The organism is Aequorivita capsosiphonis DSM 23843, from assembly GCF_000429125.1.
Lineage (GTDB): Bacteria > Bacteroidota > Bacteroidia > Flavobacteriales > Flavobacteriaceae > Aequorivita > Aequorivita capsosiphonis.
In genome coordinates this window covers 70,165-94,907 of sequence record NZ_AUBG01000015.1, presented here as the reverse complement: position 1 = coordinate 94,907, position 24,743 = coordinate 70,165, and the positions used below count along the sequence as shown (strand labels likewise).

Annotated in this window: 27 protein-coding genes; 23 read left to right on the top strand and 4 right to left on the bottom strand. The window is 37.1% G+C overall.

Annotation, left to right across the window (positions count from 1 at the left end; translation table 11 throughout):
• Positions 1–67: 67 nt before the first annotated feature.
• The 4 genes from G440_RS0113570 to G440_RS0113555 are packed head-to-tail and all read left to right on the top strand — an operon-like array spanning position 68 to position 4,503.
• The gene (locus G440_RS0113570; protein ID WP_026451806.1) at positions 68–1,381 is read left to right on the top strand and encodes a UDP-glucose dehydrogenase family protein; all 1,314 of its coding nucleotides are present in this window, start codon (positions 68–70) and stop codon (positions 1,379–1,381) included.
• Positions 1,378–2,364: a UDP-glucuronic acid decarboxylase family protein gene (locus G440_RS0113565; protein ID WP_026451805.1), complete on the top strand. Its 987-nt coding sequence runs from the start codon at positions 1,378–1,380 to the stop codon at positions 2,362–2,364. Before G440_RS0113570 ends, G440_RS0113565 begins: the two co-directional genes overlap by 4 nt.
• Before the next feature lie 5 nt (positions 2,365–2,369).
• Positions 2,370–3,722, top strand: coding sequence for an exopolysaccharide biosynthesis polyprenyl glycosylphosphotransferase (locus G440_RS0113560; protein WP_026451804.1), 1,353 nt, complete (start codon positions 2,370–2,372; stop codon positions 3,720–3,722).
• A complete protein-coding gene (locus G440_RS0113555) occupies positions 3,706–4,503 on the top strand; it encodes a glycosyltransferase family 2 protein (RefSeq protein WP_026451803.1) in 798 nt (265 codons plus the stop codon). The genes G440_RS0113560 and G440_RS0113555 overlap by 17 nt, the downstream gene beginning before the upstream one ends.
• A 45-nt stretch (positions 4,504–4,548) precedes the next feature.
• Here the strand turns inward: G440_RS0113555 and G440_RS0113550 are convergent, their stop codons facing one another.
• A complete protein-coding gene (locus G440_RS0113550) occupies positions 4,549–5,868 on the bottom strand; it encodes an AMP-binding protein (RefSeq protein ID WP_026451802.1) in 1,320 nt (439 codons plus the stop codon).
• Between the two features lie 262 nt (positions 5,869–6,130).
• Here G440_RS0113550 and purD point away from each other — a divergent pair, with 262 nt between their 5' ends.
• Positions 6,131–7,402, top strand: a complete 1,272-nt coding sequence (gene purD, locus G440_RS0113545) for a phosphoribosylamine--glycine ligase (RefSeq protein WP_026451801.1) — start codon at positions 6,131–6,133, stop codon at positions 7,400–7,402.
• 4 nt (positions 7,403–7,406) lie between these two features.
• Here the strand turns inward: purD and G440_RS0113540 are convergent, their stop codons facing one another.
• On the bottom strand, positions 7,407–7,634 hold the full coding sequence (locus G440_RS0113540) for a DUF6341 family protein (RefSeq protein ID WP_026451800.1): 228 nt from the start codon (positions 7,632–7,634) through the stop codon (positions 7,407–7,409).
• A 40-nt stretch (positions 7,635–7,674) separates the two neighbouring features.
• Here G440_RS0113540 and G440_RS0113535 point away from each other — a divergent pair, with 40 nt between their 5' ends.
• From G440_RS0113535 to G440_RS0113505, 7 genes are all read left to right on the top strand, one after another.
• Positions 7,675–8,628 (top strand): DUF6427 family protein, encoded by a 954-nt coding sequence (locus G440_RS0113535; protein WP_026451799.1) that lies wholly within the window; start codon positions 7,675–7,677, stop codon positions 8,626–8,628.
• Between the two features lie 70 nt (positions 8,629–8,698).
• Positions 8,699–8,998: a type II toxin-antitoxin system HigB family toxin gene (locus G440_RS0113530; RefSeq protein WP_026451798.1), complete on the top strand. Its 300-nt coding sequence runs from the start codon at positions 8,699–8,701 to the stop codon at positions 8,996–8,998.
• Between the two features lie 2 nt (positions 8,999–9,000).
• Complete coding sequence (locus tag G440_RS0113525) at positions 9,001–9,351, top strand: helix-turn-helix domain-containing protein (RefSeq protein WP_026451797.1); 351 nt, start codon at positions 9,001–9,003, stop codon at positions 9,349–9,351.
• Positions 9,352–9,424: 73 nt separating this feature from the next.
• Positions 9,425–10,069 (top strand): hypothetical protein, encoded by a 645-nt coding sequence (locus G440_RS0113520; protein ID WP_026451796.1) that lies wholly within the window; start codon positions 9,425–9,427, stop codon positions 10,067–10,069.
• On the top strand, positions 10,066–11,088 hold the full coding sequence (locus tag G440_RS0113515) for a DNA adenine methylase (RefSeq protein ID WP_026451795.1): 1,023 nt from the start codon (positions 10,066–10,068) through the stop codon (positions 11,086–11,088). The genes G440_RS0113520 and G440_RS0113515 overlap by 4 nt, the downstream gene beginning before the upstream one ends.
• Before the next feature lie 189 nt (positions 11,089–11,277).
• On the top strand, positions 11,278–11,886 hold the full coding sequence (locus G440_RS0113510) for a DUF4254 domain-containing protein (protein ID WP_026451794.1): 609 nt from the start codon (positions 11,278–11,280) through the stop codon (positions 11,884–11,886).
• A gap of 68 nt (positions 11,887–11,954) precedes the next feature.
• Entirely contained in the window at positions 11,955–13,010 is a 1,056-nt protein-coding gene (locus tag G440_RS0113505; protein ID WP_026451793.1) for a glycosyltransferase family 9 protein, read from the top strand.
• A gap of 109 nt (positions 13,011–13,119) precedes the next feature.
• Here G440_RS0113505 and G440_RS0113500 read toward each other — a convergent pair whose 3' ends face one another.
• Positions 13,120–14,160: a ferredoxin--NADP reductase gene (locus G440_RS0113500; protein ID WP_026451792.1), complete on the bottom strand. Its 1,041-nt coding sequence runs from the start codon at positions 14,158–14,160 to the stop codon at positions 13,120–13,122.
• Positions 14,161–14,502: 342 nt separating this feature from the next.
• On the opposite strand from G440_RS0113500, the gene porW reads away from it, so the two are divergent.
• The 3 genes from porW to G440_RS0113480 all read left to right on the top strand — a co-directional run bounded on the left by porW (position 14,503) and on the right by G440_RS0113480 (position 17,842).
• Positions 14,503–17,052: a type IX secretion system periplasmic lipoprotein PorW/SprE gene (gene porW / locus G440_RS0113490; protein ID WP_026451791.1), complete on the top strand. Its 2,550-nt coding sequence runs from the start codon at positions 14,503–14,505 to the stop codon at positions 17,050–17,052.
• Between the two features lie 80 nt (positions 17,053–17,132).
• Positions 17,133–17,609 (top strand): bactofilin family protein, encoded by a 477-nt coding sequence (locus G440_RS0113485; RefSeq protein ID WP_026451790.1) that lies wholly within the window; start codon positions 17,133–17,135, stop codon positions 17,607–17,609.
• 11 nt (positions 17,610–17,620) lie between these two features.
• Entirely contained in the window at positions 17,621–17,842 is a 222-nt protein-coding gene (locus G440_RS0113480) for an AtpZ/AtpI family protein (protein ID WP_026451789.1), read from the top strand.
• Positions 17,843–18,049: 207 nt separating this feature from the next.
• Here the strand turns inward: G440_RS0113480 and G440_RS21620 are convergent, their stop codons facing one another.
• Positions 18,050–18,172: a hypothetical protein gene (locus G440_RS21620; RefSeq protein ID WP_281170772.1), complete on the bottom strand. Its 123-nt coding sequence runs from the start codon at positions 18,170–18,172 to the stop codon at positions 18,050–18,052.
• A gap of 188 nt (positions 18,173–18,360) precedes the next feature.
• On the opposite strand from G440_RS21620, the gene atpB reads away from it, so the two are divergent.
• From atpB to G440_RS0113435, 8 genes are all read left to right on the top strand, one after another.
• Positions 18,361–19,452, top strand: coding sequence for a F0F1 ATP synthase subunit A (gene atpB / locus G440_RS0113470; protein ID WP_026451787.1), 1,092 nt, complete (start codon positions 18,361–18,363; stop codon positions 19,450–19,452).
• Positions 19,453–19,487: 35 nt separating this feature from the next.
• Positions 19,488–19,691 (top strand): ATP synthase F0 subunit C, encoded by a 204-nt coding sequence (gene atpE, locus G440_RS0113465; protein ID WP_026451786.1) that lies wholly within the window; start codon positions 19,488–19,490, stop codon positions 19,689–19,691.
• Positions 19,692–19,767: 76 nt separating this feature from the next.
• Positions 19,768–20,259, top strand: a complete 492-nt coding sequence (locus tag G440_RS0113460) for a F0F1 ATP synthase subunit B (protein WP_026451785.1) — start codon at positions 19,768–19,770, stop codon at positions 20,257–20,259.
• Between the two features lie 6 nt (positions 20,260–20,265).
• Entirely contained in the window at positions 20,266–20,802 is a 537-nt protein-coding gene (atpH, locus tag G440_RS0113455; protein WP_026451784.1) for an ATP synthase F1 subunit delta, read from the top strand.
• 85 nt (positions 20,803–20,887) lie between these two features.
• Positions 20,888–22,468 carry a F0F1 ATP synthase subunit alpha gene (gene atpA / locus G440_RS0113450; protein ID WP_026451783.1) on the top strand — a complete coding sequence of 527 codons (1,581 nt, stop codon included), beginning with the start codon at positions 20,888–20,890 and terminating at the stop codon, positions 22,466–22,468.
• Positions 22,469–22,549: 81 nt separating this feature from the next.
• A complete protein-coding gene (gene atpG / locus G440_RS0113445) occupies positions 22,550–23,425 on the top strand; it encodes an ATP synthase F1 subunit gamma (RefSeq protein ID WP_026451782.1) in 876 nt (291 codons plus the stop codon).
• Positions 23,426–23,559: 134 nt separating this feature from the next.
• Positions 23,560–24,093 (top strand): outer membrane beta-barrel protein, encoded by a 534-nt coding sequence (locus G440_RS0113440; RefSeq protein WP_026451781.1) that lies wholly within the window; start codon positions 23,560–23,562, stop codon positions 24,091–24,093.
• 60 nt (positions 24,094–24,153) lie between these two features.
• Positions 24,154–24,678 (top strand): hypothetical protein, encoded by a 525-nt coding sequence (locus G440_RS0113435; RefSeq protein ID WP_026451780.1) that lies wholly within the window; start codon positions 24,154–24,156, stop codon positions 24,676–24,678.
• Positions 24,679–24,743 lie beyond the last annotated feature (65 nt).

Genomic DNA, 24,743 nt, shown 5'->3' with positions numbered 1-24,743 from the left:
ATCCGTCAAATTTTATCCGTGGTAATTTTCTCTTAGAGGAGCCAAAGGACAAAGACGGGAGATACATATGAAAATTTCAGTAATAGGAACGGGCTATGTAGGTCTTGTAACAGGAACTTGCCTAGCAGAAACAGGGAACGAAGTAGTCTGTGTAGATATAGACAAGGCTAAGGTTGAGAAAATGCGCAATGGCGTAGTACCAATCTATGAGCCGTATTTAGACGTACTTTTTGAAAGAAACATAAAAGCGAATCGCCTAAAATTTACGACTTCCCTGGAAGAAGGTTTGAAGCATGGTGAAATCATTTTTCTTGCGCTTCCAACTCCTGAAGATGGAGATGGCGCTGCGGATCTTTCCTATGTGTTGAATGTTTCTGAAGAGATAGGAAAAAGTATAAAGGATTATAAGGTTATTGTTGATAAAAGTACGGTACCGGTGGGAACAGCTGAAAAAGTACGCGCAGTAATTTCCAAAAACGCAACCTGTGATTTCGATGTTGTTTCAAATCCTGAATTTTTAAGAGAAGGCTTCGCCGTTGACGATTTTTTAAAGCCTGAACGTATAATTATTGGTTCAAGCAATGAAAGAGCTACTGCATTAATGCAAAAACTTTACGCGCCGTTTGTACGCTCCGGTAATCCAATTATCGTGATGGACGAAAAGTCTGCCGAGCTTACCAAATATGCGGCAAATTCATTCTTGGCGACCAAGATTACGTTTATGAATGAAATTGCTAACTACTGTGAAAAAGTAGGCGCTGATGTTGATATGGTCCGCGCAGGAATGGGCACCGATAGCCGCATAGGGAAACGCTTTCTTTTTCCTGGAATTGGATATGGAGGGTCTTGCTTTCCAAAAGACGTGAAAGCGCTTAAAAAGGCTGGAAAAGACGAGGATTATGATTTTAAAATTTTGAGTTCGGTAATTGAAATCAATTCCACCCAAAAAACGATTTTACTACCTAAAATTGAAAGCTATTTTAATGACGATTTAGAGGGAAAAACCATCGCTGTTTGGGGCCTGGCCTTTAAACCAGAAACCGACGATATTCGCGAAGCTCCCTCTATAGATATGATGGAAGCCTTACTGGATAAAAAGGCAAAACTTCAGGTTTTTGATCCTGAAGCCATGCCAAATATTGAAAAACGCTTTGGCGATAAAATAAAGTATTCAAAATCTATGTACGCCGCCCTTGATGCAGCCGATGCGTTATTAATCTGTACGGAATGGAGCATTTTCCGAACGCCAGATTACAATAGGTTAAAGAAACTTTTAAAAAACCCAGTAATTTTTGACGGAAGAAATCTATATAATGTGAGCGATATGGAAACAGAAGGTTTTACATATGTTTCCATAGGAAGAAAAGCGGTAAATCTATGAAGAAGCGCGTATTGATAACAGGAGCAGCCGGATTTTTGGGCTCTCATCTCTGTGATAAATTTATTGCTGAGGATTTTCACGTTATCGCAATGGATAACCTTATTACAGGTGACCTAAAAAACATTGCGCATCTTTTTAAGCTTGAATCCTTTGAGTTCTATCATCACGACGTCACGAAATTTGTATTTGTTCCGGGAGATATCGACTATATTCTTCATTTTGCATCGCCTGCGAGCCCTATAGATTATTTAAAAATCCCAATTCAGACGCTAAAAGTAGGATCTTTGGGAACGCACAATCTCTTGGGGTTGGCGAAGGAAAAAAACGCACGTATTTTGATAGCCTCCACTTCTGAAGTTTATGGAGATCCATTAGTGCATCCGCAAACTGAAGATTACTACGGAAATGTAAACACCATAGGGCCGCGTGGAGTATATGATGAAGCAAAGCGCTTTCAGGAATCTATAACCATGGCCTATCACAGATTTCATGGTTTAGACACTCGCATTGCTAGAATTTTTAATACGTACGGCCCGCGAATGCGACTTAATGATGGTCGCGTAATACCTGCATTTATTGGGCAATCATTACGTGGAGAAGATTTAACTGTTTTTGGTGATGGTTCGCAAACGCGCTCGTTTTGTTATGTTGATGACCAGATTGATGGCTTGTATAGTTTATTAATGAGTGAATATTCGTTACCAGTAAATATTGGCAATCCTGGAGAAATAACCATTCTTGATTTTGCACAGGAAATAATCAAATTAACCGGTACTGATCAAAAAATAATTTTCAAGCCACTGCCACAAGACGATCCCATGCAACGCGAACCAGATATTTCTAGAGCAAGAGAAATATTGGGATGGAAGCCTAAAGTTTCGAGAGAAGAAGGCATGAAAAAAACATTTGAATACTTTAGAAATCTCTCAAAAGAAGATCTTTTTAAAAGTGAACATAAAGATTTTTCAAAACACAACAGATAGAAAAAATGTTTAAAAGTGGAAGATACTCTGGATTTTTAAGACCTATTTCGTATGGAATAGACCTCTTCTTTATCCATTTTTTGGCTTTTGAATTCTTTGAGAAGCCATTTCCCTTTTTTAACTACATTATATTTTTAACCTTAGCTTGGTTTTTACTGTCTTTACGTTCAGGTTTTTATGAAATTTATCGCTTTACTCACGTTGCGAAAATAATGTCGCTGGTAGGGAAACAAGGGATAGTTTTCGTATTAATGGTATTCTCCTTTTTCGGGTTTTATAATGAGTTAACCACTTCGGCATCAACTATATTTAACTATATCCTTTTGGTAATGTTGTGCATTACCGTTGTTAAACTGGGAATTTTTTACCTCTTAAAAAAATACCGTTTATATCTTGGTGGAAATGTTAGAAAGGTTGTAATAATCGGTTTAAACCAAAAGACGGAAATGCTCCGGAAGTTTTTCACAACCAACCCTGTTTATGGATATAAATTATATAAAACCTTCGACTTAAAAGGCTCTAACAAAGTTTCTATCGAGGAATGTATGGATTATATTTTAAAGGAAGAAATAGATGAGGTTTATTCATCTGTTGCGGAAATTGGCAACAAGGATTTGATAAAACTTATTGATTTTGCGGATAATAACCTCAAGATTTTAAAGTTTCTTCCAGATAACAAAGAAATCTATAGTAAGAAACTCGACTTTACTTATTATGGAGTGCTTCCCATTCTTTCGATGCGAAAAATTCCAATGGACGAACCTTTTAATAAGTTTTTAAAACGAGGTTTTGATATTGTCCTTTCCCTATTCGTGATTATTGGGATCTTATCTTGGCTAACTCCGTTGTTAGGTATATTGATAAAATTAGAATCTAAGGGTCCAATATTTTTTAAACAAAAACGAAACGGATTGGATTACCAAGAGTTCTACTGCTATAAGTTTCGGTCTATGAAACCAAATCCCATGGCAGATCTTCACCAAATTTCAAAAGACGATATACGGGTAACGCAAGTTGGAAAAATAATAAGAAAAACGAGTATCGATGAGCTGCCGCAGTTCATCAATGTGCTTAAGGGAGATATGTCGGTAGTAGGACCACGGCCACATATGGTTAGCCACACACGTATGTACGCAGAGCGGATTGATAAATTTATGGTCCGTCATTTTATAAAACCTGGAATTACCGGTTTAGCACAAGTAAGCGGGTATCGCGGAGAAGTAGAAGATGACCACCATATTATCAATAGAGTGAAATACGATATTTTTTATCTCGAAAACTGGAGTCTCTTTCTCGATATAAAAATTGTATTTCAAACAATATATAATGCGCTAAGGGGTGATGATAAAGCGTATTGATGTGAAAAAAAGTCCGCTCATTTCGGTTCTCATGCCAGTCTATAATTCTTCTAAATTTATTTCGGAAGCTATTGAAAGCGTACTTTTACAAACATATACAAATTGGGAGCTTATCATAGTAGATGATGCTTCAACGGATCGCTCTTCGGAAATTATTGAAACATTATCTGCGTCTCACCCAAGAATTATATTCATAAAACTAGTAGCGAATAAGGGTCCTGGGTTTTGCCGTAATAAAGCTACGGAAATCGCAAAAGGCGATTATATAGCATTTTTAGATTCTGATGATCTCTGGTCGCCAAATAAATTGGAGGTTCAGCTAGATTTTATGATAGAAAATAACTGCGCTGTTTCCTTCACAAGCTATCTTCATATTGATGAATTGGGGAATTCGCTCAAAAAACGAATTGTTGCAAGAGCCATTCTTCCGTATAAAAAACAATTCCGAAATAATTATATTGGCAATCTTACTGGAATGTATCACGCCGTTTCCTTAGGTAAAATAGAATCTCCTAAAATACCCAAAAGACAAGATTGGGCCTTATGGTTGGAAGCTATTAAAATAAGTGAAAACCCTGCTAGGGGAATCGCTCAAGATTTGGCTTATTATAGAATTAGAAAAGATTCTGTGAGTTCCGATAAAATAGGATTGCTAAAGCACAACTACAATTTTTATAAAAACCATTTAGGATATTCTAGGCCAGCCTCACTTTACTTTATGAGCTGTTTTTTATGGGAATACTTTTTTGTCCGCCCAAAATTTATTGAAAGATTAGATTAAATCCCTATTAATTTTTAGGAAGGTTTTTGTTAGAAAAAAGAAGAATTAGGTAGTGCTTCTAATTTCGATTATCTGTGGTTTGCCCGATGGTGAGGCTGTTATAACTTTTACTTGAGTAAGTGAAATCTCCATAGAATTATCAGTAAGATTACGCAGTTTTTCAGATATTTCTTTTTCAGCTTTTAGAGATAACTTCTCATTATTTTCTAGCATGTATTCAATGGTTATCTTATCCTTTGCTATTTGAATAGCCTTAAACTGTTTGATTTCCTCATAAAATTCTATAATCCCTGTAAAACTGTGGACTATAAGTGTATTTCCATTAGGAATTTTAATAACATCGGTTTCACGCCCGGTTATTTCCTGTAGTAACGGATAGTTAAACTGAACGTTTTTTGGGTACTTTTCTTTGGGAAGCATAATCCCCAAATCTCCCAGTTTATAGCGAATAAGGGGCATGGCATAATTAGTTAAACATGTAACCAAAATATGTCCTCTTTCCCCATCCTTCACAGGATTACCGCCGTCATCAACAATTTCTAGAAAAACGTGAGGAGACATAATATAATAATACGGTTGATCCACTTTACAAGCCATATGAAGGCCTTCGGCACAACCATAAGTATTAACTATTATAGGGTTTTGGAAAGCTCTTGCAAAATTCTTCTTGTGTTGACCATACAATTTGTCGCCGTAAGAAATTAAACTATTAAAGTGATAAACTTTATCTTCGGAAATAGCGGTTAAGGCCATTTCATTCAATGCCGAGGGGTAACCTGCCAGATGTTTCGGGTTTTTGTTTTCACTTCGATGTAATATATCTTCGATTGTTTTTCTATTTAAAGCAAAAGCTTCAACATAATTTGTTCTAAAGAAGATATCCTTTAATTTCTTAGGAAAAGTTCGTTTTGGTGAAATACCTGTTTGAATTAGCCGTTCCCCTGGCTTATAACCTCCCCATGACCACCAATGCGTCTGTAAGGCACGCAGATAAAATTTATGATCAAAAGTCATATAAGTAAAAGATTGTACGCCACTACTTCCGCTACTATGATTTTTTTCGAGGTTTTCTTTTTTGAATTCTTCTGAAATAATTGCCTCAGCCTTTTCGCGTAAAATACCTTTCGTAAGAATTGGAAAATCTTTTAAACTTGCTTCAGGGGGAAGACTTAGATTTCGGTAATACGGAGATTTAGCTAAAGCGTATTTCAGTATTGCCGCTAATTTTTCTTTTTGAACTTGTTCTAGAGCTTCCGAAGACATCGCGTCATAACTTTTCCATTGTTTTAAGTAGCTAGAATAATCCCCGCTAAAAAAGACAGAGCCTATAGGAAGTAGAATTTTGTTTAGAAAAAACGAATACATTTTAAAATTCTTTGATGCGGTTTTTAGGCCAAAAATTAGTGGGTCAATTTACAAACAATTATTTTTGGCACCGTGGTTTCGATACAATTTGGGTTTCGATACAATTTGAAAACCTAAATAGGTTTTCAAATCACTCAACCACCTTTTAAACATCATCCTGCAAGGTTTTCAAAACCTTGTAGGTATAAGAAATTAAATCTTTCTGCTAGGCGATGTGCTGAGCTTGTCGAAGCAATCTCCTTGTAGGTATAAAAAAATAACTATGAACATCCTAATCTTGGGTTCCGGCGGTCGCGAACATACATTTGCGTATAAAATTTCACAAAGCAAACGCTGCAAAAATCTCTTTGTGGCACCCGGAAATGCCGGTACTGAGTCTCTGGCAACAAATGTAGCGATAAATATAACCGATTTTGAAGCCGTAAAAAACTGTGTGGTTGAAAACAGTATTAAAATGGTAATTGTTGGTCCCGAAGATCCATTGGTACAGGGAATAGCAGATTATTTTGCTGAAACTCCGCACTTAAAAGATGTTATACTCATAGGGCCATCAAAACGCGGCGCATTGTTGGAAGGTAGTAAACAACGCGCAAAGGAGTTTATGATGCAGCACAATATTCCTACGGCAGCCTACGAGAGTTTTACAGCCGAATCATTAGAAGCAGGTAAAATATTTTTAGAAAAATTGAATCCACCTTTTGTTTTAAAAGCGGACGGCCTTGCAGCCGGAAAAGGTGTTTTAATTTTAAATGATTTGGAGGAAGCCAAAACAGAACTCGAAAATATGCTCGCCCATAGCAAATTTGGCGAAGCTAGTTCAAAAGTTATTATCGAGGAATTCTTGGATGGTATCGAATTAAGCGTCTTTGTGCTTACGGATGGTAAAAACTATAAGATTCTTCCTACGGCAAAAGACTATAAAAGAATTGGTGAAGGTGATACTGGTTTAAATACAGGTGGAATGGGTGCAATTTCTCCAGTTCCATTTGCAGATGAGGTGCTGATGAAAAAAATTGAGGACCGAATTGTCAAGCCTACGGTAAATGGTTTAGCTGAAGAAAATATAGACTATAAAGGTTTTGTTTTTATCGGTTTGATAAAAGTGAACAACGAACCTTATGTGATAGAATACAACGTGCGAATGGGTGATCCAGAGACCGAAGTGGTACTGCCAAGAATAAAAACCGATTTGGTAGATTTATTTGAAGCAACCTTTCACCAAAAACTCAACGATATTAATATTACAATTGACGAAAGAGCTGCAACCACAGTGATGCTGGTTTCTGGAGGATATCCTGAAGCCTATGAAAAAGCCAAGGAAATTTCAGGATTGGAAAACGTGGAAGGTTCCATGGTCTTTCATGCCGGGACAAAATCTGAAAATGGCAAAGTACTCACGAACGGTGGCCGCGTGTTGGCAGTAACATCCTTAGACGACGATTTTAGAATGGCGCTAAAAAAATCCTATCAAAATATAGAAAAACTATCTTTTGACAGGATGAATTATCGTAATGATATTGGGTTCGATCTATAAAGGATCAGTGAGTTTCGTCGTAGGTGTAAGTACTGTCAGTACTTTCATGAAAATTGTTCAATTGAAGCATCCAGTAAATAAAAGCAGCTGCACCAATTAAAAGAAATATCCATGATATAATATTTGCTCCCCACCATGTGGACAATTCCATATTACGAAGTGCATCGTAAGGTATAAAAAGTGCATCTTCAAAAATAGAAGCTATTGCTTCCCAAAAACCTTTCCAAGTCATATCTTTAAACTTTAGAAAGCAAAAATAGAAAATAACCCCTATGTTAACAAGCTTTTTCGGAAAATCTAGTCCTATTAATTATTTAATTCTCGCAGTCTTCATTGCCGCGGGGTATTTGCTGGGGGCAATTTCGGGATTTAGTGATCTTATTACTCCTTCATTTCTTTTAACTAATGCCTTTTTTATAATAGTAAGTGTCTTTAGCATGCTACTTTTAGATTTTATTATTCGAAAAAATCATCTAACAAAAAGCAACACCTATGCCATCTTGTTTTTTGCGTGTTTTATGGTGATGTTACCAGTTATTTTTCTTCAACATAACATTCTTTTGGGGAATATTTTTCTTATCCTCGCCTTGCGAAGAATTATGAGTTTGCGAAGTGATAAAAATTCGGAAAGGAAAATTTTCGATGCGAGTTTTTGGATTGTTGTAGCTTCTCTTTTTTATTTTTGGAGTCTTTTATTTTTTCTACCATTATACATTGCCATTGTCCAAAAACCCAACTTAAATTATAAGCAAATGCTCATTCCCTTTACGGGATTTTTGGCAGTCTTTATGTTAAACACGGCGTACCAATTGCTTGTTTCAAATTCATTTATGTGGTTTTTTGAATGGAGAGAATCTATCAGCTTAGATTTTATAAATTATAATTCGGCTTCCGTGTTAGTGCCCGTTACCGTTATACTTGCTTTTTATATTTGGACTGGAATTTATCGTTTATCAAGTCTCTCCGCAGTCTCGTTAAAAGAAAAGTCGAATTATCTTTTAATGTTTTACGTGAGTTTAACCTACTTTTTTATCGCGTTGGCAGGCCCTGAAAAAACAGGTGCGGAGATTCTTTTCATTTTGGCGCCAATTTCCATAATGATAGCCAATTACATCGAAAATTTTGAAACCAAGCGATATGGTGAACGGGATGCTCTAGAGTTTTGGTTTAAGGAAAGTATGCTCTGGCTTGTCGTTATCTTACCATTTGTGTTTTTGTTTTTATAGATAGGCAGCGGTTAAAAGCTCTAAATTATCCCAAATTGGGAAATACGAATATTTTACCTAACTTTGACAGATGAGAATCATAGCCTTTAGGACTTTAAGAACATTTTTTGAAAAACCTGATTACCCTGATTCAGAAATATCTTTACGGGCTTGGTATCACGACACAAAAACAGCCGAATGGAAAAACCCTAATGAATTGAAACAACAATTCGCGAGTGCAAGTATTGTAGGTGAAGGGCGAGTAGTTTTTAATATTAAAGGAAATGCATATAGGCTGGTAGTAGCAATAGATTATGAATTTCAAGTAGTATTCATTCGTTTTATTGGAACCCACACCGAGTACAATAAAATAAATGTCAAAACAATATAATTATGAATATCAAGCCCATTAAAACAGAACAAGATTATACTATTTCTCTTGCAAGAATTGAAGAAATATGGGGTGCGAAACGAGATACTCCAGAGGGCGATGAACTGGATTTGCTGGTTACTTTAGTAGAATCTTATGAAATGAAACATTTTCCCATTGCCCCACCAGATCCCATTGATGCTATTAAGTTTAGGATGGAACAAATGGGAATGACTAATGCAGATATGGTGGAATATCTAGGAAGCCAAAGTCGTGTAAGTGAAGTCTTAAATGGAAAAAGAGGCTTGACACTTAAAATGGTAAAATCGTTGTACAAAGGTTTAAAAATTTCCCCGGAAATATTATTGGCTTAATCATCGGGTTTTTTTAAATATTGAGGCATTCTAATTTTCACGAATTCTAACTTTATTTAAGCACTAGGGTTTTATGAATACGCTTAATTTAGAAAATATTGAAAAGGAATTAAAAAAAAGGCATCCTTACCCCTATAAATGGTTCCGAAAGCAAAATAATGAATGGGACAATTTCACAAATTTCATCTATCAAACTTTTAATTGGGAAGCACTTATTCTACAAATTAAAATTGTTGCTGAAAGACAGAAACTAGACAAACACCATATTTTTCAATACGCCGCAAACCGTTGGTACAATTTCTGGAGTGCCAAAGCAGTGGAGCAGATTTTTTCCGAAATGGACGGAATTGAACCCGTAGCGGAAGCCAAGGATTCTGAAAAGGATTTTTATCTCTTCGGAATTCCTTTCGATCATAAAACTTCAGTATTTCCGAAACAATTTGGTAAGAGTTTTGAATACGCCCAGAATCACAAAGCCGAACTTATTGAATGGCTCTACAAAAACCAAAGCACACAAAAACGCTATCATCTTAAAAACCGACTTTTTATAGTGGTTTATGCCGAAAATAAGAAACACTGGAAATTGAAAGGGGAGATTTCATTGCTTAAGAAGGCTATTGAGGAATATATTGAAAGTTATAGTCGGGAGCACCTGTATTCTTTTACTTTTGCTGAAGATCAAATAACTTTCAGCGATATTATCTGGGTTTCAAAATGAACTACATAGGCTCCAAACACAAACTCTCCTCCTTTATTTTTGAAACGGTCACCGAAACCTGCGGAAAAGACCTTTCTCAAAAGGTATTCTGCGATCTCTTTGCGGGTACAGGAATTGTAGGTCGAAATTTTAGACCGCACGTAAAACAAGTAATTGCCAACGATGTTGAATATTATAGTTATGTGCTTAACCGAAATTATATTGGTAATTATTTCGAATTTGAATATCAAAACCTTTTGGACGAACTGAATGCTTTAAAAGGAAATAAAGGCTTCATATTTGAAAATTATTCCGAAGCTGGAAAAGCGGGACGAAACTATTTCACTTCTGAAAATGGACAGAAAATCGACGCCGTCCGACTTCAAATAGAACATTGGAAGAAATCTAAAACAATTTCCGAAGATCAATACTTTTTCCTATTAGCCTCTTTATTGGAAAGTGCCGATAAGGTTGCCAATACCGCTTCGGTTTACGGCGCTTATTTAAAACATATTAAAAATTCGGCTGCCAAACCATTGATAATTAAAGCCGCCAAAATCCAGAAAAATTTATTTAGCGATGGCTTGGCAAATCAAGAAAACCGAGTATTCCAAAAGGACGCAAACCAACAGATTAAGGAAATAGAAGGGGATATCCTGTATTTAGATCCGCCTTACAATGCGCGACAGTATGGTGCCAACTATCATTTGCTAAATACTATTGCAAAATATGATACCTTTGTGCCTAAAGGAAAAACCGGCTTGCGCGATTACTATAAAAGCGATTGGTGTAAAACCGGGGAAGTCCTTAAAAGTTTTGAAGAATTGATTGAAAACGCGCAATTCAAATACATTTTTCTAAGTTATAATAACGAAGGATTGATGAGTCAAGAGCAAGTGCAATCGGTGATGGAACGCTTCGGGAAATACAGCTTAAAAACTAAGAAATATCAACGTTTTAAGGCCGATAAAACTGAAAACCGAAACCACAAAGCTTCAGAAACTTTTGAATATTTGCATATTTTAGAAAAATCTCCTTAGCCTCTTCCTACGGCAGGCAAGTCCAAAGGGGGAATTAGGGTCTGGTTTTTAGATTTCCTGAAAGGTCTCAACCTGGCCGCCACAGAAGGAAGACATTATAGGGGTAAAAAGTTGACAATAATAAACCTAAGCCTACAAGATTGGAAAAATCTTGCAGGAGGAATAAATAATAACAATAAAGAATAAACGATGTTTAGCGACAAAGCCAACAAAATCTTCGCAGAAGTAATAAACAAGTATCACGAAATAAACACGGTGGATCAAGCTTTCAGCAATCCATACGATAAAGACACTGATTTGATTGAACATTTGCTCTATCGCAAGTGTTGGATTGATACTGTGCAATGGCATTATGAAGATATTATTCGCGATCCTAATATTGATCCCGTGGGTGCCTTAAAATTGAAACGTCAAATTGATGCTTCAAACCAGGACCGTACAGATATGGTGGAATATATTGACAGTTATTTCCTCGAAAAATTTAAGGATGTAAAAGTGAAGGATGATGCTACTATCAACACCGAAAGTCCTGCTTGGGGAATTGATAGGCTTTCAATTTTAGCTTTAAAAGTGTATCATATGAATGAGGAAGCAGAGCGCAAAGATGCTTCCCAAGAGCACCAAATGGCTTGTAAAGCAAAGTTGAATATTCTTTTAGAACAGCGAGTAGACTTGAGCACCGCTATAAATCAGTTGTTGGATGATATTGCTCATGGCAGCAAATATATGAAAGTCTATAAACAGATGAAAATGTATAATGATGAAGAATTAAACCCAGTGCTTCGCAACAAAAAATAACCTAGAATGTGCTGAGCGCAGTCGACCTATGTTGCCGCAAGCCTTTATAAAACCCTTATTTTTTAAATATGGCCGAACGTAAACATATATTAGTAATTCGACTCTCTGCAATGGGCGATGTGGCTATGACGGTGCCGGTACTCCGGGTTTTTGTACAAACCTTTCCAGAAGTAAAAATCACAGTACTTTCTCGTCCTGTTTTTAAGCCTTTTTTTGAAGGAATTCCCAATCTCGATTTTTTGGAGGCTGATGTTTATGGCGAACATAAACGCTTGGGACTTATAAAATTGGCCAAGAAGGCTAAAGCGCTCGGTATCGATAGTGTAGCGGATCTTCACAACGTTATCCGCTCTAAGATAATTACTCGATACTTACTATTTAAATGGATTAAAGTAGCGACAATAGATAAAGGTAGAGCTGATAAAAAAGCCTTGGTAAAGAAAAAATCCCTGCCTGCTGACACCCAGGGAAAAAGTATTTCCCCATTAAAATCGACACACCAACGTTACGCCGACGTTTTTGAAAAACTCGGGTATCCACTGGATCTACAAAAATTTACGCCACCCCAGCGAAAAAGATTAACGCCTAAATTACTTGGTCTTATGGGAGTGGAGCCAAAGAAACTAATTGGTATCGCTCCTTTTGCAGCCCATAGCAGTAAAATGTATCCTTTAAATTTGATGGGGGAAGTAATCCGGGAGCTAGATAGAACAGATAAATATCGAATTTTTCTTTTTGGCGGCGGAAAGAAGGAAATTGAACAACTAAAAAAACTGGAAAATCCGTTTTCCAATGTGACCAATGTTGCTGGAAAACTAACTTTTGAAGAAGAGCTCGCCTTGATTTCAAATTTAGATTTAATGGTTTCCATGGACAGCGGGAACGGGCATATGGCCGCTATGTTGGGTATTCCTGTTATTACGCTTTGGGGCGTAACGCATCCGGCTGCGGGTTTTGCGCCTTTCAATCAGCCTGAAAGTAACCAGCTTCTTGCCGATCGGGAAAAATATCCGTTGATTCCTACTTCAATTTACGGGAATAAATTTCCGAAGACTTATGAAGAAGCCATGAAAACTATTACTCCAGAAACGGTGGTTTCGAAAATAAAGGAAGTTTTACATTAAGCATAATTGAGTATCAAAGTTCTCAAAGGTTTTATTTATCCGCCGACGGTGGAAACCCCGTGAGGTCTTTTACGTTGTAGTAAGAGTTCCCCCTTAGAGGCTAGGGGGCTTATACATCATCATAATCCACAACAACCGTCGGCGTTGTAGGATGTGCTTGGCAAGTAAGTATCAATCCGTCTGCAATTTCAGCTTCCGTCAAGATTTGATTTTTACGCATTTCAGCTTTCCCTTCTTTTAAACGGGCAATACACGTACTGCATATTCCACCTTGACAAGAATAAGGCGGATCTAAGCCTTCATCCAAAGCAGCTTCCAAAATTGATTTTGTCTGCGGCATTTTAAAAATTTCTTCCTCATCATCAAGTACAACAGTAACACTGGTGAAACCGTCGTGTTTTTCAACAAGTAAACCTTTTTCAGCGGTGGAGAACAATTCGTGGTGAATTTGTTTTGTGTTGACACCGTTATGTTTTAATGTAGCGGCAACATCATCAATCATCTCTTCGGGACCGCAGAGGTAAAATGATTCGAAAGAGGTTTCACGATATTTATTCTTCAGATAAAAATTGACAAGAGAACGACCAATTCTTCCAAATTGTGCATCGCCTTCCTTTTTTCGGCTAAAGACGAATTCAACATTAAACCGTTTTGGAAATTCATCTTGAAGCTGAACGATTTCGTCATAAAACATCGCTTCTTCTTTAGACTGATTGCCGTAAATAAGTAAAAATGAACTTTGGGGCATTTCTTCTAAAGTAGATTTTGCCAGTGATAAGACTGGTGTTATACCACTTCCAGCTGCAAAAGCAACATAGTGTTTTAAATTGGGCTCTAAAATAAATTTACCTGTTGGAGGCATTACTTCGAGCGTGTCGCCAGCTTTTAGTTGGGAATTTGCATATTCAGAAAACGCACCTTTTTCTACCTTTTTTACACCAACTTTTAATTTACCACTTTTCGGCGAGGAGCAGATGGAATATGCGCGACGCAATTCTTTCCCATCGCTAATATGTTTTATGGTAATATATTGGCCTGCCTTAAAAACAAAGGAGCTTTTTATATTTTCGGGAACTGTAAAGGATATAGTGACAGAATTATGTGTCTCTTTTTTTACTTCGGAAACGCTAAGCGTGTGAAAATCGCTCATAATATTTATTTTTTTTGCAAAAGTAAGAAATCGTTCTTGAACAAAACCTTATATTGAAAAATGAAATAAATTTCGAGTATCTATAAAAAAATAGAAGCTGGCGCCTAATACTTTGTAAGACTGATTGTTACTGATTTTTTCGGTATATATTCCCATAGATATTAAAAAGAAATGTATTTTTACCGCTCTTTAGTGATTCTACATACTAAAATAGAACCTTTTAAGTTAGAATATCATATAAACGAAAAGCATTTTGAAATGAGCCACATTAGACATTTTCTTATAAAGTGGGGAATATTGAATGGCGAATTCCATCTTTCAATAATAGAATATAAAATATAGATGAAAGGCACATATAAAATTACATTATTTATTCTTGCTGTTGTTTTTTTTGCAGCATGTTCACGCAAAAAGGACACCTTTTTAAACCGTAATATTCATGCGGTTAATACAGAATTTAATACGCTCTACAATGGCGACTTGGCGTTTACCGCTGGAAAGGAACAATTGGCTGCAGGTTTTCGAGATAATTTCTGGGAAATACTGCCTGTGGAACGTATAGAAATTGAGGAAGCGGAACCGGAAGTAAAAGCTCCAGGCGCATCATCAAATAGCGGTGAATTTAACCGTGCTGAAGAAAAAGCCGCAAAGGCAATCCAGAAGCATTCCATGTATATTGACGGCAGGGAGCGAAACCCGCAAATTGATGAAGCGTATTTGCTTTTAGGGAAATCCCGTTATTACGACGGACGCTTTATTCCGGCGCTTGATGCTTTCAATTTCATTTTGGACCGTTATCCAACGAGCAACAGCATTAACGTGGCCAAGGTGTGGAAGGCAAAAACAAACATTCGTTTAAAAAATGAAGAGTACGCCATAGAAAATCTTCAAAAAATGTTCGATCAAGCCGAATTGAACCAAAAAGAAATTGCAGATGGCGCGGCAATGATGGCGCAAGCATTTATAAATCTGGACAGTTTGCAACCTGCGCTTGATTATATTAAAATTGCGACCGAAAATGTAAAAGACAAGGAGTTAAAGGGAAGATATACTTTTATTAAAGGGCAATTATTCAACCGTTTGGATCAAAAAGATAGCGCAAACATCGCCTTTGATGAGGTTATTGAAATGAACCGGAAAATTCCTAGAGTGTATTTGATAAGTGCTTATATCGAAAAGGGTAAAAATTTCGATTATGAAGAAGGAGATCGCACCGCTTTTTTAGAATTACTACAAGATCTTGAAAAGAATCGCGAAAATCGCCCATTTCTAGATAGAATCTACAATCAGTTTGGAGATTATTACTACAAAAGCGACAGCATAGCCACAGCGGTTACCTATTACAATAAATCTGTAAAGGCTTTTAAGCAGGATAGAATACTTCAGTCAGTAAATTATCAAACCCTTGCGGTCATCAATTTTGACAATGCCGAATATAAAAATGCGGGAGCGTATTATGACAGCACCCTGACTTTTCTTGAAGAAAACAGTCGTCAGTGGCGTCGCATAACCAAAAAACGACAAAACCTTGACGATGTAATAAAATACGAAGATATCGCCAATGCTAACGACAGTATCCTGAGATTGACAAAAATGTCAGAAGCAGAACAACTGGCATTCTTTACAGACTACACTACAAGATTGAAGGAACAGGCTATTAAAGATTCTTTGGAAGCTGTTAAATTGGAGGAAAAAATCGCCAATAAAGAGTTTTATGAAAAGGGAAAAACGGCTTCCGGTCCAGACAAGGGCAGTACATTCTATTTTTACAACCCAACTACAGTAGCTTATGGAAAAGGAGAGTTCCGAAAAATTTGGGGTGACCGAAAACTAGAAGATAACTGGAGGCTTTCTAGCAAAAAAACATCTTTGGCAACAATAGATGAAGTTGCGGACAACACGCCTATTGCAGAAAACGAATTGTACAAACCAGCAACTTATATAGCACGAATTCCTACAGACGAAAAAGTAATTGATAGTTTAGGAAAGGACAGAAACTTTGCATATTATCAATTAGGGTCTATTTACAAGGAAAAATTTAAGGAATATGAGCTTGCCGCAAACAGGTTAGAGAAACTCCTTACCCATAATCCTGAAGAGCGTTTGGTGGTGCCGACGAAATACAATTTGGTGAAAATCTATGAAATTTTGGAAAAACCTTCCGAAGCAGAAAAATATCGAAATGATATTTTGAAAAATCACGCAGATACGCGTTATGCCGAAATACTTCGAAATCCGAATTCGCAGCTGCCCACAGACGAATCTAGCCCAGAGTTTAAATACAAACAGTTGTATCATGAATTTGAGGCCGCCAAATATGCTGAGGTTATTCAGAAGAGTGATGAATATATGGTTATTTACAACGGAAATGATATTCTTCCGAAATTCGAATTGTTGAAAGCTACCGCCATTGGTCGTCAGCAAGGTTTTGAAGCTTATAAAAAAGCTTTGAATTTTGTTTCATTAAATTACCCAAGCAGTGACGAAGGGAAACAGGCACAGAAAATTTATAGTGAAACACTGCCTTTATTAGCGGTTAAGGATTTTGTTCCGGATGAAGAAGCTAGTAGCTGGAAATTGGTTTATAAGTTTGATGTTGATGAAGCTGAAGCAGCGGAAAAACTGAAAGAGAAGTTGGACAAGGCAATTCAGAATTATCGATATACTAATATGAATGTATCTATAGACTATTACAATCCTGAAACTAGATTCGTAATTATCCATGGTCTTAATACGCGCTTGGGAGCCCGTGGCTTCGGTGAAGTATTGCAAGAAAACAAGGATTATAAAATTAAACGTCCTTTTTTCGAAATTGCGACCCCAAATTATAAGATAATCCAAATTCACAAAAATCTTGATGAATATTTAGAAGGAAAAGAAACCCAACCATAGTTTACGAAAATTCCAAACTCCAAACCTGCCTGCCGGCAGGTATCAAATACCGGAAGAGTAAGCTTTAAAAACCAACTACTATGTTTTCAGATAAAAAACAAAAACGTGATGCTGCAGAACCCAGTGCCACTCAAAATAGAATTAACGAAGGCACTAAACTAAAAGGGGATGTTTCATCTACTGGTTTTTTTAGAATAGACGGCACCATAGAAGGAAACGTAAAAACACCTTCAAAAGTAGTTTTGGGAAAATCAGGAGTAATTATAGGAACCCTTAGTTGTGAAAACGCAGATATAGAAGGTAGATTTGAAGGGAATCTTAAGGTTTCAGAAACTCTTACGCTAAGATCTACAGCGGTAGTAGATGGTGATGTCACTGTCGGGAAATTAGCCGTTGAGCCAGGAGCCACCTTGAATGCTTCCTGCGCTATGCAGGACGGAAAGCAAAAGAGTGCTGTTGCTTCAGGCACATCAGCTGAAGAAACTTCCAAAGCTAATCCTTATGATCGCCAGCAGCGTGTAAAAAAGACGGGTGAATCTACTAAAATTGAATCTTAGCCAAACACTTTATGGCAGATAATAATGATGGTCTCAGAAAATGGGCGGTTTTCTCTGGAATCGCTATCCAAATGGGTGTTACAATCGGTATTGGTGTTTTTGCTGGATTAAAACTGGATGAAAGTTATCCGAATAAATATTCTGCTTTTACCATTATCTTTTCACTTTTGGGTGTTTTTATATCCCTCTATGCAGTGATAAAGCAGCTCGAAAAAATGAATAAAAAAGATTGAAGCATTGAAATTTCAGAAATACATCTATATCCCCGTTATTTTAATCATAGTTACGATACTGCTTTTTTTTGCCCAAAGGCTGGTCATTGATAATTTGCCCGATATTTATACTTTTTATTATCCTGTGTGGGCGATTTATACTTTTCATTTTTCGATTACATTTTTCATACTTACCGGCTTGTATTTTGTTGGTAAAATGTTTCCCAATTATATTGGGTTTGCTTTTATGGGTTGCATTTTATTGAAGATGGTTGTGGCAGTAGTATTTTTAATTCCACTGATAAAATTGGAAAATGCATCAAAAATACCGGATTTTATATCTTTTTTCATCCCTTATTTTATTTATCTTTTCATCGAAATAATACTCACTATGAGGCTTTTAAAGCTTTCCCTGAAATAGAAAGTCCATATTAATTTCAGAAAAATAGAACATTCGTGCTTACCCCCTTTTTTTTATGACTAAAAGTTGTACTTTTGCACAAATTTTAACGGGTACAATTTTTTATAGTTATTAACATATGAGGCTTACTCAAACACTTATCGGTAGCTTGGCAATTATAGTATTTCTGTTATTGCCCTTTCAAGGTATCGCATCGGACCAAAATCAGGAAGAAGGTGAGGGGAAATTTGACCCGAAAGAATTGATCAATAGTCACGTTTGGGATTCTCACGAATTTCATATCGCAGACTGGGATGGACATCCTATCACTTTGGCTTTACCCGTTATTCTTTGGACGGATAATGGTCTTACTGTTTTTTCTTCTTCAGAATTTCATCACGATAATTCCGGTACTACGGTAGTTGAAAAAAATGGAGATAAATTTGTAAGATACCGCGAACATATATTTTATGCGGATCGTTTCGATCAACAGAAATTTGAGGACACCAGTACTATGGGGCGTCCTTTTATGTATGAAGACAGACCCTTGGACTTCTCAATTACCAAGACCGTTTTTTCAATGATTTTTGTGTCTCTTTTGCTGTTGATAGTTTTTGGATTTGCAGCACGTCATTATAAGAAAAATCAAAGAGCACCAAAAGGTCTTTCAGGGTTTTTGGAGCCGGTTATACTATTTGTTCGAGATGATATTGCGATCCCAAACATCGGTACTGCAAAATATCAAAAATATATGCCTTTATTGTTAACCATCTTTTTCTTTATTTGGTTGAATAACCTTATCGGCCTTATTCCATTTTTCCCTTTCAGCGGAAACGTGACAGGAAATATCATTTTTACTATGGTAATGGCGCTTATTGTTTTCATTATTACCATTTTCAGCGGAAACAAGTACTATTGGAAACACATCCTTTCGCCAGATGTACCTAAAGCATTATACCCAATTATGATTCCGATAGAAATTATCGGAATGTTTACAAAACCCTTTGCACTTATGGTTCGTTTGTTTGCGAACATTACCGCTGGGCATATTATAATTTTGAGCCTTGTTGGTTTGATTTTTATTTTCGAAACTGCCGCCATTTCACCGGTGTCAATAGTATTTGTTCTTTTCATGAGCGTGCTGGAACTTTTAGTTGCTGCACTTCAAGCTTATGTATTTACATTACTTGCCGCACTGTTTATTGGCCAAGCAGTAGAGGAGCATCATTAATTTTTGTTTAATTTAATTTTTAAAAAGTTTCAGTTATGACAGGAACATTAGCAGCAGTAGGAGCAGGATTGGCCGTTATCGGTGCCGGTATTGGTATTGGTAAAATTGGTGGTTCAGCTATGGACGCAATGGCTAGACAGCCAGAAGCATCTGCAAAGATTCAAACCGCAATGATTATTGCAGCTGCCCTTATTGAGGGTGTTGCACTTTTCGCAGTGGTTGTGGCATTGATTGCCTAATTTTAAAACACAACATTTCGTGGCGGTTGGCCACGAGATGTTGTTTTAAACAAAAAGTTTTTAAAAAAGATATCAAATGAATATAGTAGCACCGGAAAGTTTAATATTGTGGACCACCATTATATTTATAATACTGTTGATCCTTTTGCGCAAATTTGCATGGAAACCTATTTTAGGAGCGGTAAGAACGCGCGAAACTTCCATCAATGATGCATTAGCAGCTGCCGAAAAGGCAAAGCTTGAAATGGAAAACTTGCATGCAGACAACGAAAAATTGCTTCAAGAAGCTCGTGCAGAGCGTGAGGCAATGATGAAGGAAGCACGTGAGATAAAAACGAAGATGATTGCTGATGCAAAGGAAGATGCGAAGGCCGAAGCTGATAAAATGGTGGCACATGCACAAGCCGCTATTGTAAGTGAAAAGAAAGCTGCAATTGCTGAAATGAAGCAAACAGTAGCAAGTCTTTCCTTGGAAATTGCTGAGAAAGTAGTAAAACACGAACTTTCTGATAGCGATAGCCAATTGAAACTTGTAAATGAAATGTTGGGCGACGCCAAACTAAACTAATATTCAATGAGCAGAGCAGCGATCAGATACGCAAAAGCACTTTTGCAGAATGCAAACGAAAACAACACAGAAGCTGTTGTTTTTGGCGATATGCAATCTGTGTATAAAACCATTGAAGACAGCCGCGAATTGCAATCAGTGCTTCAAAGTCCGGTTATAAAAACTAAGGATAAAGAGGGAGCCTTGTTGAAAATTTTCAGCGGGCAGTCTGAAGCAACGCATTCACTTATAAAAGTTCTTGTAGAAAATAACCGTACTCCTTTATTGGGGGAGGTAGCAAAAAGCTATGTAGACATTTTTAATGACCAACAAGGAGTGAAAGTTGCCACTGTAGTTACGGCGGTACCTCTTTCTTCAGAATTGGAAACTAAAGTAATGGCCAAAGTAAAGGAATTGACTGGCAGTGAAAAAGTAACGCTTAATAGTAAGGTTGATCCAGACATTATCGGTGGATTTATTCTTCGTATAGGCGACATCCAATACAATGCGAGTATCGCGAATCAATTGGGTAATTTAAAAAGAGAATTCAGTAAATCAATATAGTCCTTCGCGTAAAGCTTCGGACTACAAGTAATAAGTAAATTAGATTTGTCTCACGTCTCAAATCTTACATCTAATATCTAAACAAATGGCAGAAGTAAAACCAGCTGAAGTATCAGCAATATTGAAGCAACAACTAGCAGGATATGAAGCAACTGCTTCCCTGGATGAAATAGGAACTGTTTTGACCGTGGGTGACGGTATTGTTCGTGCATACGGACTCTCAAACGCCCAGTACGGCGAACTTGTAGCTTTTGACAGCGGTCTTGAAGGTATTGTATTGAATCTTGAGGAAGATAACGTAGGTATTGTACTTTTAGGTCCTTCTAAAGGTGTTAAGGAAGGTTCAACCGTTAAGCGTACACAACGTATCGCTTCCCTTGAAGTTGGTGAAGGTATCGTTGGCCGTGTGGTAAATACACTTGGTGAACCAATTGATGGGAAAGGACCAATCACTGGCGAAACTTACGAAATGCCTTTGGAGCGTAAAGCACCAGGAGTTATTTACCGTCAGCCGGTAACAGAACCACTTCAAACTGGTATTAAATCTATTGATGCAATGATTCCCGTAGGCCGTGGCCAGCGTGAGCTTGTTATTGGTGACCGTCAAACTGGTAAATCTACCGTTTGTATCGATACCATTTTGAACCAAAAAGAATTTTATGATGCAGGGGAACCTGTATTTTGTATATATGTTGCAATAGGGCAAAAAGCTTCAACAGTTGCAAACATTGCAAAGGTTTTAGAAGAAAAAGGTGCAATGGCTTATACCACGATCGTTGCTGCAAATGCTTCAGATCCGGCGCCAATGCAAGTTTATGCTCCATTCGCTGGTGCAGCAATTGGTGAGTACTTCCGCGATACGGGTCGTCCAGCATTGATTGTTTTTGATGATTTGTCTAAACAAGCAGTTGCATACCGTGAAGTATCACTTTTGCTTCGTCGTCCACCGGGACGTGAGGCATATCCTGGTGATGTTTTCTTCCTTCACTCAAGATTGTTGGAACGTGCTGCAAAAATAATTGCTGATGATGGCATTGCGAAAGAAATGAACGACCTTCCAGCCTCATTGAAAGGAATAGTAAAAGGAGGCGGTTCGTTAACTGCACTTCCTATTATTGAAACACAAGCGGGTGACGTTTCGGCATATATTCCAACAAACGTAATTTCGATTACAGATGGACAGATTTTCTTAGATGGAGATTTGTTTAATGCAGGTGTTCGTCCGGCAATTAACGTGGGTATTTCGGTATCGCGTGTTGGTGGTAACGCACAGATTAAATCAATGAAAAAAGTAGCAGGTACTTTGAAACTGGATCAAGCAGCTTTCCGTGAATTGGAGGCCTTTGCGAAATTCGGTTCAGATTTAGATGCTGTAACTTTAAACGTAATTGAAAAAGGAAAGCGTAACGTAGAGCTATTAAAGCAAGCTGAAAATGATCCTTACACAGTTGAAGATCAAGTAGCGGTTATCTATGCAGGTTCTAAAAACCTAATGCGTGATGTTCCGGTTGATAAGATTAAGGAATTTGAAAGAGATTATCTTGAAATGCTTAATGTAAAGCACAGGGATACTTTAGATGCTTTAAAAGCAGGAAAACTTACTGACCAAGCTATTGATGTTATGATAGCAGTTGCTAGCGATCTTTCGGCAAAATATAAGAAGTAAAAATCTCTGCGTTCTTTGCGCCTTTGCGGTAGAATATATCACTGCAGAGACGCAGAGAACGCAAAGTTATAATAATTAAAAATGGCGAATCTTAAAGAAATACGTAACAGAATATCATCCGTAAGTTCAACGATGCAGATTACCAGTGCCATGAAAATGGTTTCTGCTGCAAAATTGAAAAAGGCGCAGGATGCCATTACGGCAATGCGTCCCTATTCTGAAAAGCTTACTGAACTTTTGCAAAACCTAAGCGCCACACTTGATGAAGATACTGGAAGCAAGTATTCAGAACAGCGCCATGTAAATAAAATTTTGGTGGTTGCCATTACTAGTAACCGTGGTTTGGCAGGTGCTTTTAACTCTAATATCATAAAACAATCCCGTAATTTGGCTGCAAATACGTATGCTGGCAAGCAAGTGGATTTTATGACTGTTGGGAAAAAAGGAAACGATATTCTGAAGAAATTTGGAACTGTTATCGAAAATAACAATGATATTTTTGATGATCTTTCTTTTGAGAACACTTCAGAAATTGCTGAAAACTTAATGGAGCTCTTTTCTGAAGGTACGTATGATAAAATTATTGTGGTTTACAATAATTTTAAAAATGCTGCGACACAAATTGTAATGACCGAGCAGTTTTTACCAATTTTGCCTCCAAAACCAATTGAGGGACAAGAAGCAAATAACAATGAAACTTTCTACATTTTTGAACCTTCAAAAGTAGAGATCATTGAAGCCTTAATCCCAAAAAGTTTAAAAACACAGTTGTTCAAGTCACTTCGCGATAGCGTTGCAAGCGAGCACGGAGCTCGTATGACGGCGATGCACAAAGCAACCGACAATGCCACAGAACTTCGTGATGAATTAAAACTACAGTACAACAAAGCGCGTCAAGCTTCTATTACCAATGAAATCCTTGAGATTGTTGGTGGTGCTGAGGCGTTGGCAGGATAGCTTCGGTACAACCGCCTAAGGCGGCCACTCAGCTACCTTTGATTTATAAATTCATTTACCCTTCCAGAGTTTCAAATTCGGAAGGGTTTTTTTATTGAAGCATTTTTTTCTATCTTCCTTTCAAATTTCTATAGATGAAAAAATTATTCCTCGTTTGCGCGCTTCTGCTTTGTTCACTATTATATTCCCAAAACAAGAAAGGTGAAATGCTGCTTTCAGTTGCTGTTTCTCCGTATCCCACAACTACTAATAGTGAAAACGATTTTGGCGCTTTGGGATTGGCGAGCTTTGAATTTTTCATTTCAAATAAAGTTTCATTGTCAGGGAGTTTTTTCACTTCAAACAATACCTTGATCAAGAACAATAGTGGTGTTACCATTCATTCTTATGGTTTCACGCCTTCTATCCATTATTACTTCGTCAACAAGGAAAAATGGAATGTTTTTGCGCAAGCTGGGTATGGTTTTGGCTTTGAAGATCAGACACAAGGATATATTCAGAATAGTGCTTTAACTATTTATAATATTGGTCCAGGAGCACATTACAGAATAGGAGAAAAATTGTATTTAAAATTGTTGCTTCCTTATTTTAATGCCAGAAATGTAACTTTAAATGTGGATGCTGCCAGCGGTATTACTGCATTTTTGGGTCTTGGATTTAAATTTTAACATTACTAAACCAAACAGGTCTCTGAGACCTGTTTGGTTTATTATTCGTAAATTTCGTGAATGAAAACAACAATGAAAACTATAACCATTATATTGACGCTGCCCATCCTACTTTTTGGCCTTACAAACTGTGGTGGTGCACAGGGTTCAAACAATATGAAAGAACTTGTTCAAAATCCGCCATTTAAAATTGCCGAGGCTTATTATCAAAACTGGGTTGCAGGAGTTGAGAAAGGAGGTTCGGGAATCAATGTACATATCAATTTCAGTGAAATCGATCCGGATGTAGTTATCCAAAATATATATTTCAAAAACCATATTCTGGAAGCAAAGGGAAATGTAAACGAACCAAAACAATTTGTAGGCCATCTTAATAATGATGCCAAAAGTGATGTTGTTATGGATGCCGATCCTATGAAAGAAGCTCAAAACACCCCTGCCGAAGTATTTCCTTTTGATTTGGAAGGGAATGAAGCGGTAATGGGATATTGGTTTAATGGCAAAAAGAACTATTATAAAATATCGGGTCTTTCAGAAAAAAACATGATTCCATATCCGCAGGCAAATCCAAATCAACACGAATAGTCTTATATTTCCTGTAAGGTGTCATTGTGATTCCAATAGTTATCGGAAGAAGCAATCTCCTTGTA

What these genes read in the sequence shown, in the direction of transcription:
- G440_RS21620 (WP_281170772.1), bottom strand. Translation starts at nt 18,172, where the DNA reads ATGAAAAAAGATATAAAATCCGGTATTTTTGATGCATTTTCCAATTTT.
- G440_RS0113480 (WP_026451789.1), top strand. Translation starts at nt 17,621, where the DNA reads ATGGCAGATAATAATGATGGTCTCAGAAAATGGGCGGTTTTCTCTGGA.
- atpB (WP_026451787.1), top strand. Translation starts at nt 18,361, where the DNA reads ATGAGGCTTACTCAAACACTTATCGGTAGCTTGGCAATTATAGTATTT.
- G440_RS0113525 (WP_026451797.1), top strand. Translation starts at nt 9,001, where the DNA reads ATGAATATCAAGCCCATTAAAACAGAACAAGATTATACTATTTCTCTT.
- G440_RS0113550 (WP_026451802.1), bottom strand. Translation starts at nt 5,868, where the DNA reads ATGTATTCGTTTTTTCTAAACAAAATTCTACTTCCTATAGGCTCTGTC.
- porW (WP_026451791.1), top strand. Translation starts at nt 14,503, where the DNA reads ATGAAAGGCACATATAAAATTACATTATTTATTCTTGCTGTTGTTTTT.
- G440_RS0113510 (WP_026451794.1), top strand. Translation starts at nt 11,278, where the DNA reads ATGTTTAGCGACAAAGCCAACAAAATCTTCGCAGAAGTAATAAACAAG.
- G440_RS0113460 (WP_026451785.1), top strand. Translation starts at nt 19,768, where the DNA reads ATGAATATAGTAGCACCGGAAAGTTTAATATTGTGGACCACCATTATA.
- atpA (WP_026451783.1), top strand. Translation starts at nt 20,888, where the DNA reads ATGGCAGAAGTAAAACCAGCTGAAGTATCAGCAATATTGAAGCAACAA.
- G440_RS0113535 (WP_026451799.1), top strand. Translation starts at nt 7,675, where the DNA reads ATGTTAACAAGCTTTTTCGGAAAATCTAGTCCTATTAATTATTTAATT.
- G440_RS0113515 (WP_026451795.1), top strand. Translation starts at nt 10,066, where the DNA reads ATGAACTACATAGGCTCCAAACACAAACTCTCCTCCTTTATTTTTGAA.
- atpG (WP_026451782.1), top strand. Translation starts at nt 22,550, where the DNA reads ATGGCGAATCTTAAAGAAATACGTAACAGAATATCATCCGTAAGTTCA.
- G440_RS0113560 (WP_026451804.1), top strand. Translation starts at nt 2,370, where the DNA reads ATGTTTAAAAGTGGAAGATACTCTGGATTTTTAAGACCTATTTCGTAT.
- G440_RS0113530 (WP_026451798.1), top strand. Translation starts at nt 8,699, where the DNA reads ATGAGAATCATAGCCTTTAGGACTTTAAGAACATTTTTTGAAAAACCT.
- atpE (WP_026451786.1), top strand. Translation starts at nt 19,488, where the DNA reads ATGACAGGAACATTAGCAGCAGTAGGAGCAGGATTGGCCGTTATCGGT.
- G440_RS0113485 (WP_026451790.1), top strand. Translation starts at nt 17,133, where the DNA reads ATGTTTTCAGATAAAAAACAAAAACGTGATGCTGCAGAACCCAGTGCC.
- atpH (WP_026451784.1), top strand. Translation starts at nt 20,266, where the DNA reads ATGAGCAGAGCAGCGATCAGATACGCAAAAGCACTTTTGCAGAATGCA.
- G440_RS0113555 (WP_026451803.1), top strand. Translation starts at nt 3,706, where the DNA reads ATGATAAAGCGTATTGATGTGAAAAAAAGTCCGCTCATTTCGGTTCTC.
- G440_RS0113570 (WP_026451806.1), top strand. Translation starts at nt 68, where the DNA reads ATGAAAATTTCAGTAATAGGAACGGGCTATGTAGGTCTTGTAACAGGA.
- G440_RS0113565 (WP_026451805.1), top strand. Translation starts at nt 1,378, where the DNA reads ATGAAGAAGCGCGTATTGATAACAGGAGCAGCCGGATTTTTGGGCTCT.
- G440_RS0113435 (WP_026451780.1), top strand. Translation starts at nt 24,154, where the DNA reads ATGAAAACAACAATGAAAACTATAACCATTATATTGACGCTGCCCATC.
- G440_RS0113505 (WP_026451793.1), top strand. Translation starts at nt 11,955, where the DNA reads ATGGCCGAACGTAAACATATATTAGTAATTCGACTCTCTGCAATGGGC.
- G440_RS0113500 (WP_026451792.1), bottom strand. Translation starts at nt 14,160, where the DNA reads ATGAGCGATTTTCACACGCTTAGCGTTTCCGAAGTAAAAAAAGAGACA.
- G440_RS0113520 (WP_026451796.1), top strand. Translation starts at nt 9,425, where the DNA reads ATGAATACGCTTAATTTAGAAAATATTGAAAAGGAATTAAAAAAAAGG.
- G440_RS0113440 (WP_026451781.1), top strand. Translation starts at nt 23,560, where the DNA reads ATGAAAAAATTATTCCTCGTTTGCGCGCTTCTGCTTTGTTCACTATTA.
- G440_RS0113540 (WP_026451800.1), bottom strand. Translation starts at nt 7,634, where the DNA reads ATGACTTGGAAAGGTTTTTGGGAAGCAATAGCTTCTATTTTTGAAGAT.
- purD (WP_026451801.1), top strand. Translation starts at nt 6,131, where the DNA reads ATGAACATCCTAATCTTGGGTTCCGGCGGTCGCGAACATACATTTGCG.